The 12,824-nt window shown below is 39.1% G+C and carries 12 protein-coding genes and 1 pseudogene; 5 read left to right on the top strand and 8 right to left on the bottom strand.

Annotation, left to right across the window (positions count from 1 at the left end; genetic code table 11):
* From H6F47_RS03260 to H6F47_RS03240, 5 genes and pseudogenes are all read right to left on the bottom strand, one after another.
* The coding region (locus tag H6F47_RS03260; RefSeq protein ID WP_190647648.1) for a transposase family protein at positions 1-531 on the bottom strand (531 nt) is incomplete at its 3' end.
* Positions 532-676: 145 nt separating this feature from the next.
* A pseudogene (locus H6F47_RS27730) lies at positions 677-880 on the bottom strand (four helix bundle protein); the annotation flags it as partial.
* A 201-nt stretch (positions 881-1,081) separates the two neighbouring features.
* Positions 1,082-1,522, bottom strand: coding sequence for a hypothetical protein (locus H6F47_RS03250; protein ID WP_190647644.1), 441 nt, complete (start codon positions 1,520-1,522; stop codon positions 1,082-1,084).
* Positions 1,523-1,834: 312 nt separating this feature from the next.
* Positions 1,835-2,260, bottom strand: a complete 426-nt coding sequence (locus H6F47_RS03245) for an anti-sigma regulatory factor (RefSeq protein ID WP_096572443.1) — start codon at positions 2,258-2,260, stop codon at positions 1,835-1,837.
* A gap of 3 nt (positions 2,261-2,263) precedes the next feature.
* Positions 2,264-3,937: a SpoIIE family protein phosphatase gene (locus tag H6F47_RS03240; protein ID WP_190647642.1), complete on the bottom strand. Its 1,674-nt coding sequence runs from the start codon at positions 3,935-3,937 to the stop codon at positions 2,264-2,266.
* Between the two features lie 299 nt (positions 3,938-4,236).
* Here H6F47_RS03240 and H6F47_RS03235 point away from each other — a divergent pair, with 299 nt between their 5' ends.
* The gene (locus H6F47_RS03235) at positions 4,237-4,998 is read left to right on the top strand and encodes a WecB/TagA/CpsF family glycosyltransferase (protein ID WP_190647641.1); all 762 of its coding nucleotides are present in this window, start codon (positions 4,237-4,239) and stop codon (positions 4,996-4,998) included.
* 298 nt (positions 4,999-5,296) lie between these two features.
* Here the strand turns inward: H6F47_RS03235 and H6F47_RS03230 are convergent, their stop codons facing one another.
* Positions 5,297-6,058: an armadillo-type fold-containing protein gene (locus tag H6F47_RS03230; protein ID WP_190647639.1), complete on the bottom strand. Its 762-nt coding sequence runs from the start codon at positions 6,056-6,058 to the stop codon at positions 5,297-5,299.
* 265 nt (positions 6,059-6,323) lie between these two features.
* Between H6F47_RS03230 and H6F47_RS03225 the strand changes: the two genes are divergently transcribed.
* On the top strand, positions 6,324-7,220 hold the full coding sequence (locus tag H6F47_RS03225; protein WP_190348067.1) for an alpha/beta hydrolase: 897 nt from the start codon (positions 6,324-6,326) through the stop codon (positions 7,218-7,220).
* A gap of 150 nt (positions 7,221-7,370) precedes the next feature.
* Here the strand turns inward: H6F47_RS03225 and H6F47_RS03220 are convergent, their stop codons facing one another.
* Positions 7,371-7,904 (bottom strand): DUF4330 domain-containing protein, encoded by a 534-nt coding sequence (locus tag H6F47_RS03220; protein WP_096572438.1) that lies wholly within the window; start codon positions 7,902-7,904, stop codon positions 7,371-7,373.
* A 279-nt stretch (positions 7,905-8,183) separates the two neighbouring features.
* Here H6F47_RS03220 and H6F47_RS03215 point away from each other — a divergent pair, with 279 nt between their 5' ends.
* On the top strand, positions 8,184-9,023 hold the full coding sequence (locus H6F47_RS03215; protein ID WP_096572437.1) for a M48 family metallopeptidase: 840 nt from the start codon (positions 8,184-8,186) through the stop codon (positions 9,021-9,023).
* A gap of 152 nt (positions 9,024-9,175) precedes the next feature.
* Here the strand turns inward: H6F47_RS03215 and H6F47_RS03210 are convergent, their stop codons facing one another.
* Complete coding sequence (locus tag H6F47_RS03210) at positions 9,176-9,940, bottom strand: metallophosphoesterase family protein (RefSeq protein WP_096572436.1); 765 nt, start codon at positions 9,938-9,940, stop codon at positions 9,176-9,178.
* Between the two features lie 319 nt (positions 9,941-10,259).
* On the opposite strand from H6F47_RS03210, the gene H6F47_RS03205 reads away from it, so the two are divergent.
* The gene (locus H6F47_RS03205) at positions 10,260-10,577 is read left to right on the top strand and encodes a hypothetical protein (protein WP_096572435.1); all 318 of its coding nucleotides are present in this window, start codon (positions 10,260-10,262) and stop codon (positions 10,575-10,577) included.
* A gap of 117 nt (positions 10,578-10,694) precedes the next feature.
* Positions 10,695-12,422, top strand: coding sequence for a succinate dehydrogenase/fumarate reductase flavoprotein subunit (locus H6F47_RS03200; RefSeq protein ID WP_190647652.1), 1,728 nt, complete (start codon positions 10,695-10,697; stop codon positions 12,420-12,422).
* Positions 12,423-12,824: the final 402 nt, after the last annotated feature.

The following is a 12,824-nucleotide window of genomic DNA, read 5'->3' as shown; positions in this document are numbered from 1 at the left end:
TTTTGGCATGGTGACAACTTGATTTTTAAATGAGTGATATTTCTTCTTTCCCGAATAGTATCTTTTTTGCTCATCATTGTCTTCAGGTCTTTCTATAGCTTGCTCAAAGCTATCTACAATTAACTCAAAATCCTGTAATAGTTCCTGAGCAATTGCATAATCTCCCTCCTGATTTTCTAATTGTTCTAGCATACTAGATGGTAAAATCTTCCTCAATATTCCTAGCCAGTAATGAAATGTATCATTTGCTTCTGTCTTGGAAATACCAAACTGTAATCCTAATACTTCAAATGTTGGCATTTGCCTGAGATAAAATAGTGTCAGGTATATTTCTTCTTCAATTTTTAATTTTGGTTTACGTCCACCACCTGCTGCATTAACACGTCGTTTATTTTTTTCTAAGAGCGCTTTTTGCTCCTGATGAGTTAACTTCGCCACCTCTATCAATGAAATAAATTGATCATAGCTGATTCCCAGTATACCCCTAGCGCGTTTTGGGTACATATGTATATAATTGGTAATATTTTTCATCTTTGGTAGAACCACGGTATATTTTCCATTTACCGTTCTACCATTTTTCCGTTATATATTTCGGACAGGTCTAATGATGAAATATAAAAGCCCTTTTGGGATCTGTCAAACGAGTTTTATGCCACTGCCATCCATCACTCTTGACATATCTTCTTTTTCTCCATGCCTCTGCAAAATTCGCACACACTGAACGAGAAGACCGACGTATTTGGTCAGTCAGAGAATATCTTTCTTCCGCAGGAAACTGTTTTGATAACTCAAAAATTATCATCGCTGCATTAAACGCTTTTTGATATATTACTAAATCTTCATGGGTTTTAATTCTTCTTGGTTCTTCTTCCTTGTCCACTTTCCTTCCTTGTCTACCTTGTCTTTCTCCATTATAAATCTCTATGTAAAAAACCTACCCCTGTGAGCCTTTTCAAGGGGGATCTGAAAATATTTGATACATCATGAGAGACTTTTAAAACATCCTCTAACATCAAAATCCTCGATTTCTTGATAATTCGAGGATGTGTGCCTTTTTTGACTTAATATATATGTAAGTGCATTAACTCTTACTAAAACTTGGTTGTGCCAAAGAACGCAACAACAGTTTTCTACCTAATTCAATATCTGATGGCGCACATTGCCAGTCTGGATGTGCTGTCATTAACAAACTTTCTAAAGTCTCTTGATCAAAAAGATGACACACAGGAGCGTGATTGACTTCTGCTTCTATAGTATAGCAGTTATTACTTATGCACCGAATTATACAACGGTTAGAAATTCTGGCTAGATTCAAGATTTCGCCTGGTTGTAAAGAACGAAACTTGCGAATCACCTGCTTAAACTCTTCAATCGAAGAAACTATTAACCCTGGCAGAGCTAATGTTACCTTTTTCTCTCCATTCACCGCAATCCAGTAGTGACGACTAGGATCAATACCTTCTAACCAACGAGATTCATCATCAAGACGATAGCGGGGTGATAAGCAAAATAAAGGTTTCATAAGCAAGGTGATGAATTTAGTATCAACTTCAGGCTCTTCGATTACCCAAACTGGGTTCCTAATTTTGCAAAGCAGCCTTGTATCTTAAATTATTTGATAAATATCACTAATAAATCAAATAAATTTAGCAAAAGTTATTAATTTTCTTCATATTTCTTAATAACTTACCAAAGTTGTCAGCCAAAAGCTGATCATTCGATTTTGGATTTACGTTAGCGAAGCGGACGCAGCGCAGCGAGTATTTTCTCGTCCTGAAGGACAGGGGAGCGTACCAAATTTGTTAATCTAAAATCTAAAATCTAAAATTTCCGGTCAGTTAACCTGTTTGGGTATAGTAGTTTCCAGCTTGAGACAATTAGCACCATTAACCTGCAAACGATACTCTACTTTATCCATGAGACGATTCATAATTAACCACCCATAACCACCTTCTTGTTTTTGACTAGGATGGGGAGGAAAGTAAGTAGATATATCAAAACCTTGACCATAGTCCCAAATTTCGAGCGCCAACTTGCAATCATTGAGTTCCAAACGCAGTAAAATTGGCGAGCCAGGCTGGTCTTTGTGAGCATGACGTACAGCATTAGTGTATGCTTCAACCAATGCTAAACGCAGACGACCTGATTGTTCTGACCAATCTACAGAGTCTCCCAGATGGATTTTCAAGCATCCTAGCAACCAAGTTTCGACAATATTGACAAAAATCAAGTCACTTGGCACATGAAGCTCACTTTTCATTAGTTACAAAACCTCCAGGGAAAGTAGAGTTTGGTCATCTTCTTGCACAGGATTATTTGTTTGAATACGAGTGAGTAAATTTTCAAGAGATAAAGGTTGAAACTGCTCTTGTATAAGTTGCCAAATACCTTCTTGCTTGAGCATAGAAAAGTTATTAGGTGTAGTGCTACTATCAGTTTTTATAGAACCTTTTGAATTTATTGATACTTTAGCTTCTGTAATTCCATCACTAGCTAATAGTAGGGTATCTCCAGGAGAGAGAATTAAGCGCCCTGACTGTGCTTGCCATTGGGGTAAAATACCCAGGGGAACGCTACGGACTTTGAGGTAATGCGGTTGAGTGACTAAAGTTGCTGATTTTGACCACAAGAAAGGATAGATATGACCGGCATTAGCATAGACAAGTTCCTGGGTAGTTCTGTTATAAGATGCAATAACAAGAGTAATAAAATAATTGTTACTGATTAAGTCATCAGCTAGAGCATAGTTGAGATTTTGCATAACAATATGCGGCTCCGCTGGTGATTCTTGAGATAATTCCCGACGCAACAGAGAAATAGCACTGGCCATAAATAAAGCCGCTGGTACACCTTTACCGGAAACATCACCCACAGCCAGCCACAAATCACCTTGAGGATGGACAAAGACTTCAAAAAAATCTCCTCCTACTTCCCGTGCTGGGTGACAGCAAGCTTGTATTTTTACACCATCAATTTTTGGTAAGGTTTGACGGAGCAGATTGTTTTGAATTTGGCGGGCTAATTGCAGTTCAACCCGGATTTGCTGTTGTTTTTCTTGCAGACTTTGGTAGAGTTTAGCTTGGGAGAGGGCTAAAGCTGCTTGTTCTGCCACACCTGTAATTAGTTGGATATCTTCATCTTGCCAAGGTTGTTGACTTCCCCATTGATAAAGAGTCATTACAGCTAGTAAGTGCTGCTGGTAGCTAAAAGGTACAACTAGGTAGTGATAAGGATTTTGATCATAAGTATCTTGAGCTAATTGATATTTTTGGGTGTGGAGAACTTCTGTAATTAAAGGGATAGAGTCTAGAGGTGGGGTGATTTCTAAGGAGTGAGGAGCATGATAGGAAAACTGGTTTTGTGTCATGCGATCGCCCTCTACTATTCTCAATACACAACTGGTAGCAGCAAATGTTTGTCCAATAGTTACCACAATCTTTTGTAAGCTGCTGTCATAGTCCAAAGATTCTCGAATTGCTGTGGTTACAGCATTAAATAAAGATTCTCTTTTCAGAGCATGGCGGAGTTCTCTTGTACGCTTTTTAACTAAAGTATAAGTATCCCGTCCCTGCTCAACTAATGTCTTGAGTTGTTCAGGTTTCCAAGGTTTAGTGATGTACTTGAACACCTGACCAGAGTTAATTGCATCCACCAAATCTTCAACATCCGTAAAACCAGTCAGTAAAATACGAATTGTGTCGGGAAAACGTTCTACTGTCCGACTGAAAAATTCAGTCCCGTTGATATCTGGCATTCTTTGGTCAGAAATAATTATAGCCATCTCCCCCACCCGATCTAAAATTGCCAAAGCATCATGGGCATTAATGGCTTTATATACTTTAAAGTCTCGCCAAAAAGTGCGGTAGAGCAAGTCCAGATTGTCTGGCTCATCATCTACCACCATGAGTTTAAGCTTTTTTACCTCTTTCTCAGTCATATCTGACCATATTTTTAGATACTTTTATTTATGGCAGGTAACTCTTCACAATGAACAGGAAAAAACTATTGATTTTTAGTAATTAGCTGTACATGATATCACTTATTAGCAGTTAATAGCCCACGATTCCAGAACGCAAAGCCTACTACTCTTCATACCATCCTTGTCTGGTAAACCGATGATTTTTAGGTCAAAGAAGAATGGTGCAAAAAGTAAGCTGATATTTACAATCCGTCTGGGAAAAAATTTGATAAACTAAGCTTCTAAATAATTTAGTGTAAATCTCATAAGAATCTACTATGTATAAATTAGATACAAAATTTTCAGTATTAGGTTTACCAGTTCATCTGATGACAAACTATCCCAACTGGTTGCTAGAATGTCTCCAAGAAGGTAGGGGAACTCATGTAGTCACGCTTAATGCAGAAATGACTATGCAAGCAGAGCGTAATCGCTTCCTAGCAGAAGTAATTCAAGATGCTGATCTGGTGATTCCAGATGGAGCAGGGGTAGTCTTGTATTTGCAGTATTTATTAAGGCAAAAAGTAAAACGTTGTCCAGGAATTGAATTAGCAGAAAAATTGTTACAAGAAATCGCTCAACAAAAAACAGACACCAAAATATTTTTCTATGGAGGAGCTACGGGAGTAGCTGCAAATGCCGCAAAGTTGTGGCAGCAGCAAATTCCAGATTTGAATATAGTAGGGACTCACTCTGGATATCATTCCCCAGAAGAAGAACAAATATTACAGCAGACTTTAACTCAATTGCAACCACAGGTAATATTTGTGGGTTTAGGAGCGCCACGTCAAGAGTTATGGATCGCTAAAAACCGCCATTTCTGTCCTCAAGCAATTTGGATCGGGGTTGGTGGTAGTTTTGATATCTGGTCTGGGAGAAAAACTCGCGCTCCCCGTTGGTTGGCAAATAACAATTTAGAATGGTTGTATCGTTTGTATCAAGAGCCTTGGCGTTGGCGACGAATGCTGGCTTTGCCTGAGTTTGTACTCAAAGCCTTTGTTTATCGGTTGACTGCCAAGAGTATCCATGCTGGGTTTTGAATGGGTAATTGGTGATAAGGTGGGAGAATAACTTTCTACCTGTTCCCAATTCCTCATTCCCCATTCCCCATTCCCTGAGAACTAACTAGGGGTTGCTGAATAAACCCAAAATACTCGTAAATCAAAGGTTTGAGGCTGATTAGGAGGAAAGAAAGTGCAAGATTTTTGAAGGGTATACCTTAAAAACTGTGCATTTTGGGTCTGATAAATTAGAAAATCTGGGGATAACAGATAGCTAAAACTATTCCCTATTCCCTATTCCCCGCCTCAACGAAGGGACTTTTTCAGCAAACCCTAACTAATAAACTTCTTGCTTAACAGTTGTAGAGATTTTTTGAGTTATGGGTACAAGAGGTTTGGCAGTGCTGGATATTACCATTTGTAAACCGTCCACGGTTTGCAAACTATTCAACGCTGCTCGGCGAACTACCATTTCCTCTTCCCTACTCAATAAAAGTTGTAAACATTCAATAACATCTTGCTTTACTGAAACATCAACTTGTTTACGAGTGATGAATTTAGTTAGTTGGCGCACAGCAAGCAAGCGTTTTAAAGGATCTGTTTCTGTTAAGTTATTTAACACTTGTTCCAGATGCTCTTCCTCTTGATTTCCGTGAAAGCTGAAGATTTGCCACACCAACAAAATTAAAGTTAGTAATGTCCCAAACCCTTGCAAAATAGCACCAACAGCTATCCAGAGACTTGGAGAATCAACCCAAATGGCAGCGGCCATATAAGTCATAAAAGTAGCAATACCACCACTAGCAACTGCTAAAGCTAACCGACTGTTAGCACTGTTTAAATACCTGCGTATTTCTAACCAACTTATTTGCCAGTTCCATTTAGGTATTGCATAAGCGATGAGCATTACTCCAATGCCAACTGCAAGTGCTAACAGCAACTTCCAGTTCCAAAACAGCATAGCAACGATGATTGTTAAGAAACCAAGAATGCTTCCAGGTTCAGATAAATGTTTTAATCTTCGCGGCTTTGGGCTTCCTGTCTTAATCTCTGGAAGCCGGTTGATTAATTGCCGCCAAGAAGACGAAGCCTTTGTCACAGTTTTTACCTATTTAATATCAGATTTTTTGATTCGGGGACAGAATGTCCACCTTTCAAGAATTATATTTGATTCATGGACGTTCCGCCGACAAATCTAACCTGTGCTTAATCTAACGCTTAATCTCACGATGGTCAGAAGTTATCTTGTTCTGAGTTAGTTAATAATAAACGAGAATGGAAAACTTGTACCCAATCAGTGAGCATTTTAGAGCTATTTAAGTGGTACGAGTAAGATTAGTTACAAACTTCAACAAATAAGACTTATGTTACAACCTCTAGGATTTGAGCAATTCTCTATAAATACCTCATTAGGTAGGATGATATATTATACTGCTAGTTGCTCTCCTTGGCAAGACAAAAGCGAACAATCTGACAGGGAAACTTTGTTGTTTCTGCATGGTTTTGGAGGTGGTTCTTCTGCTTATGAGTGGTCGAAAGTATATCCAGCTTTTGCGGCTGAATATCAAGTTATTGCACCAGATTTAATCGGTTGGGGTCGCTCGGAACATCCGCAACGCAGTTACAAAATTGAGGATTATTTGACAAGCATTCAAGAGTTTATTGAGCAGACTTGTACAAAGCCGGTGATTGTAATAGCCTCTTCTCTGACCGCAGCTTTTATAATTAGAGTGGCGATCGCTCGTCCCGATTTATTTAAGTCTTTAATTCTTGTCAGTCCTGCTGGACTTTCTGACTTTGGCCAAGACTACTCTCGCAGTTTTTTTGCCCAGTTGATCAGTGTACCTGTGGTTGACCGTTTGTTATATAGTACAGGTATTGCTACTGATGCAGGTATTCGCAGCTTTTTGGAGCAACGACAATTTGCCCAGTCAAATCGAGTTTATCAAGAAATTGTAGACGCTTATTTACAATCTGCCCAACAACCAAATGCTGAATATGCAGCTTTATCTTTTGTTCGGGGAGACTTATGTTTTGATTTATCTCTTTACATTCAACAGTTGACAACTCCCACTGCTATTATTTGGGGACAAAAATCACAATTTACAGGTCCTGATATTGGTCGTCGTTTTTCAGAAATGAATCCCCAAAGTATTAGATTTTTTCAACCTTTAGAAAATGTGGGATTAACTCCCCAATTAGAATTACCTGCGGTGACAATTGGATTAATTCGTAAGTTTTTAACTTTGCTAAATGGGTGATTGGTGATTGGTGATTGGGGACTGGGGATTGGGGACTGGGGACTGGTGACTGGTGACTGGTGACTGGTGATTGGGTAATCAATTTTATTTTTCCCAATTACCCATTACCAATTACCCATTACCAATTACCCATTACCCATTACCAAAATATTATTTATCTTGTAAACGAATATCAATGACAGAAGCGTTGAAATTATAGTTAAACCCTTCTAATTCAAAAGGCATACCTATTTTAACTTTACTATTACCTAAAACTGGACCACTATCAGTAACTTGAGCTTTGCCTTCTAATGTCAAAAGAAAATCTGTACTAAAATTGTTTGCCCTTGGATCTGCTAATTCTTTAACTGTACCATCTGGTTGGGGAACAGTGACAGTTCTTGCTAGTTGTTGAATAGATTTAATGCCAATTTGTCCGTAGGGTTGATTACGAATAATTACATTTGTTTTACCGCCTTTGATAAATCCTTGTTTAAATAACTGCTCAGGATTGCGGACATTTAAACCACGCACTACTAAGTCTACTTCAATAGGTACTGTCTTTGTGCCGACTTGAGCAACAGAACCGGATGTTCCAGGAAATATAAAGATGCCGATGATCACTAATAAGATTACCAGCGCAGCACCCAAATCTAGTAAGTTGATTTTGCCGAATAAGCGACCTTTGGAATCTAAAATACGCATAACAAGTTTTTTTGAGGTTGGGGTGAATTAAAACAGAGTTTTCAAGGGAAGTAACAATTGTTCCTACTAGATAATCAATTAATACGGTTGAATAGTGCAGTTATGCGACAGTCTATCATGGCTGGTATAGTTAGGATCAGGCTGGCTGATAGAACAGTTGACAATTTCTGATTTTTAATCATAGCGTAGACTTTAGGGATTGAGTTGAGAATGCAACCTAGTAAGCTGTAAATGCGTCCTTATTTTCAGTTCTCACACAACTCTCTTGTCACGCTGATTATGATTAACTGGAATAAATTTTTGGCAAGTTACCGTGTATGGCGGCGGCGCTGGTTATATCCGTTGATTTCAGTAATTGTTGCTATAAGTCTGTGCTTGAGTACACCCTTGCCCAGCAAAGCCATAGACTTATTACCACTTTTATTCAAAGGTGTACAAGTATTTCAATTATCTAATTTATCTACTCGTCAGGAAGTTGAGCTTGGTAGGCAGATGAATAATGAACTGCGCCAAGAGGTCAGAATTTCCCGGAATCGGCAGCTTAATAGCTATATAGAAGAAGTTGGTAGAAGGTTAGCAGCTAATAGCGATCGCTCTAATATTCCTTATACTTTCCAGGTAGTTGAAGATGATGCGGTAAATGCTTTTGCAACTTTAGGCGGTTTCGTTTATATAAATACAGGATTGATACAAGCTGCGGAAAATGAAGCAGAATTAGCGAGTGTTATTGGCCATGAAATGGGGCATATTGAGGGTAAACACTTGGTTAAGCAGATGCGACAAAGAGCGATCGCTAGTGGTATAGCAACAGCTACTGGCTTAAATCGCAGTCAAGCTGTAGCTATAGGTGTTGATTTAGCTCTCAACCGTCCTCGCAGTCGTCAGGATGAATATGATGCTGACACAAGAGGACTAAGAATTTTAACACAGGCTGGTTATGCTCCCTCTGCGATGGTTTCGTTTATGAAAAAGTTACAGGGAAGAAGTGTTATTCCCACCTTTTTGAGTACACACCCTGGAGCAAGCGATCGCATTAAGTCACTTCAACGCCAAATAGACAGTTTGCCAAGTCATAGCAATGATGGCTTAGATAATGCAGCTTATAAGAAAATCGAGTGAGCCAAAACCACGCCCGATCAAGTATCGGAGCGTGGCGGAGATACTTGATCGTACTATGGCTTCGCCACGCAAGCTATCAGGCGGTGGATGTAGGCGAACGGCTTGCCCATGCGTGGAGCAGTCATGATATATTGTTTTTCAACAGGCAAGTGTCAATAGACTCGTTGCTTATGGCGACGACTGACTTGGATCTGATGTGGTGAAATCCTCGTAACTGCTTTTTCCAAAGGCAAAGTACGAACCTTGTTGTTAAACACATTGGCTTGATAAACTAAGTTGTTGGTAATATCCAATCCGGTTAACCAACCACTACGGGGATGATAAGCACCTGTATCAATATCTAACCAGCCTTCTCCTTGTGCTAATTGACCAGGGGCAACCCCTGGTAAAGTGAAGGTGATGGTATGACCAACAATAATTAACTTATTACTAAAGTATGGTAGTTCCATGCTGTGAAATTCATCACGTATCCAGCAAAGTTCCTGGGAGGTTTGTTCAGAGACAGACTTTCTGGGGTCAACACCTGCATGGGTTAACCAAACATCTCCCAAATCAAGATATGTTGGTAGATTTGCCAACCAATCTAGATGGTCTTGGGGAATTTGTGCTGATTGATAACTGGTAATCGTTGCTTGTCCGCCACTATAAAGCCATGCCTGTATTGTTTGATTAGAGTTAAAATCCTTACTCATTACACTTAAAAGCATCAACTCATGATTACCGAGCAAACAAGGATAGTTATTTTTCTTAACAAAATCTACTACCTGTGCGCTTTGTGGTCCACGATCTATTAAATCCCCCAAAAAATAAACTTGATCTTCTGATGTAGGGGCAAATTCCTTCAGAAGTATCATTAGACCTTGATAGTAACCATGTACATCACCAATAATGATTCTGCGTGGCCTGGTTTCACTCATTTGTTCTAGTTGGGAATCAATAAATTGACTGATATAGTTTTACTACAGTTTTATTTGTGGTATTTTCATCTGTAGGGTTGACTGATATCTGATTAATTATACAGAAATTCTTAACAAGAAATTTTAACAAAGCTCGGAACTATGACTAGATAGCCATCACAGACCATTCTACAGGTGTGTAAGTTTTGTATTGCACAAGAGAAAAAACCACTAAATTGTTAAGTGATATTACAAACTTTGGAAAAATATTGAGAAATCGTCCGTCAGCCAAACATGGTTCTAAGGTAGAACCTATAGGATAGACTTGAGGCAAATAATGATGAATAAGAATAATATTCAAAACTATCGCTTTGTCTGCACCTTGACATTTGGCGATATATACGGTCAAATCATTGCTTGGTTAATTACAATTACCATTAGTTTGGCATCAGCTTTAGCATTGATGGGCGCTAGAAGACCAGTCTATGCTTTAGCTACGGTAGGACTTGTGATTGTTCTCACTTTGCCTTTCTTGCTGTTTGCTTTTGTTACCACGTTGTTAAATCATATCGAATTGGCTGCCGTAGAACCAGGAACAAAAACTGAACCTATACCTGGTAATATTTCTCAACAACAGCCTGTTCAAGCTACCAGTTAATATTGGTGACTGGTGACTGGTGACTGGTGATTGGGAATAAACTAAGAATTGATAATGAAGAATAGTATCCCTGTTTATGGACAGGGTATTTTTTTGGAATTAAGGATTGAAAATAAAATGTTAGAACATGATGTAATTATTGTTGGTGGTGGTTTAGCGGGATGTCGAGCGGCGTTAGAAATTGCTAGAACTGATCCCAGTTTAAAAGTTGCCGTCGTTGCTAAAACCCATCCTATTCGTTCCCACTCAGTGGCTGCCCAAGGGGGGATGGCAGCATCTCTAAAAAATGTTGATCCTGAAGATAGTTGGGAAGCACACGCTTTTGATACGGTTAAAGGTTCTGATTATTTGGCGGATCAAGACGCTGTAGCTATTCTAACACAAGAAGCGTCAGATGTGGTGATTGATCTAGAACATTTAGGAGTTTTATTTTCCCGTTTACCGGATGGTAGAATTGCTCAAAGGGCGTTTGGTGGACATTCCCATAACCGCACCTGTTACGCAGCAGATAAAACCGGTCATGCAATTTTACATGAATTAGTCAATAACTTACGCCATCATGGTGTGCAAATTTACCAAGAATGGTATGTAATGCACCTGATATTAGAAGATGGACAGGCTAAGGGTTTGGTGATGTTTCACTTGGTAGATGGACATATTGAAGTAGTGCGGGCTAAAGCCGTGATGTTTGCAACGGGGGGATATGGTCGTGTTTATAACACTACTTCTAATGATTATGCTTCCACTGGTGATGGTTTGGCAATGACAGCTTTGGCTGGTTTACCGTTGGAAGATATGGAATTTGTGCAATTTCACCCAACAGGGTTGTATCCGGTAGGGGTATTAATTTCCGAAGCAGTACGTGGTGAAGGTGCTTATTTAATTAATGCTGAAGGCGATCGCTTTATGGCGAATTATGCCCCAAGTAGAATGGAACTTGCACCCCGTGATATTACATCCAGGGCGATCGCCTACGAAATTCGCGCAGGAAGAGGTATTAATACTGACGGTAGTGCCGACGGTCCCTTTGTTTACTTGGATCTGCGACACATGGGTAAAGAAAAAATCATGAGTCGTGTACCCTTCTGCTGGGAAGAAGCACACCGTTTAGTTGGTGTAGATGCAGTCACCCAACCCATGCCAGTACGTCCTACTATTCATTATTGCATGGGTGGTATACCAGTGAACACAGATGGACAAGTGCGCCGCAGTGCAGATGAGTTGGTAGAAGGTTTTTTTGCGGCTGGGGAAACCGCTTGTGTATCTGTGCATGGCGCGAACCGTTTAGGTAGTAACTCGCTGCTAGAATGTGTAGTTTATGGCAGACGTACTGGGGACAGTATAGCTAGATATGTGCAAAACCGCAAATTACCAGCAATAAATGAACAACATTATATAACAAAAGCAAAACAAGAAATTCAAAGTTTATTAGATCAAAAAGGAAAATATCGCATAAATCAAATTCGCCAAGAATTTCAAGATACAATGACTCAATTTTGTGGAGTATTTAGAACCTCTGAATTAATGAGTGAAGGGTTGGAGAAAATAGGAGCAATACAACAGAAATATACAGATATTTATTTAGATGATAAAGGCAGTTGTTGGAATACGGAATTAGTAGAAGCGTTGGAATTAAAAAGTTTAATGGTAGTAGGAAATACGATTTTACAATCTGCATTTAATCGTCAAGAAAGTAGAGGAGCGCATTTTCGGGAAGATTTTCCAAATCGGGATGATGAGAAGTTTTTGAAGCATACAATGGCATATTATTCACCTGGGGGTATTGATATTCAATATATGCCGGTGGTGGTGAATATGTTTGAGCCAAAAGAGAGGAAGTATTAAGTTTATTTAGAGGAATTTTCTCACGCAAAGACGCAAAGGCGCAAAGGAAGAGAAGAAGGTAAAAATTCTTCTTTCTCTGCGTTCTCTGCGTCTGGAGCGGTTCGTTTAAAAAAAGAGGTTCTTCAGTACCTAGTATGCCAAACTATTAATTAAACATCAAAAATGTGTTTAAAAATAAAGGCAAAAAGCCATATCCCATGACAAATACCTAAAATGTTAATAAATAATGCCCGTATTTATTATATCATAAGGGTTTTATGGTTTTTGTGAACGCAATCTAGCATAATATGTAATGAAGACCCAAAAAAGATAGGATTGAACCACGAAGGAGCGAAGGACAAGAAGGAAGAGAGGAGGAAGGAAGAAGGAAGAGAGGAAAAAGCAAGAAAAAAGTAATGTTAT

Origin of the sequence: Sphaerospermopsis sp. FACHB-1094, from assembly GCF_014696195.1 — a bacterium.
Classification (GTDB): Bacteria; Cyanobacteriota; Cyanobacteriia; order Cyanobacteriales; family Nostocaceae; genus Sphaerospermopsis; species Sphaerospermopsis kisseleviana.
This window is presented reverse-complemented; position numbering and strand designations above follow the sequence as displayed.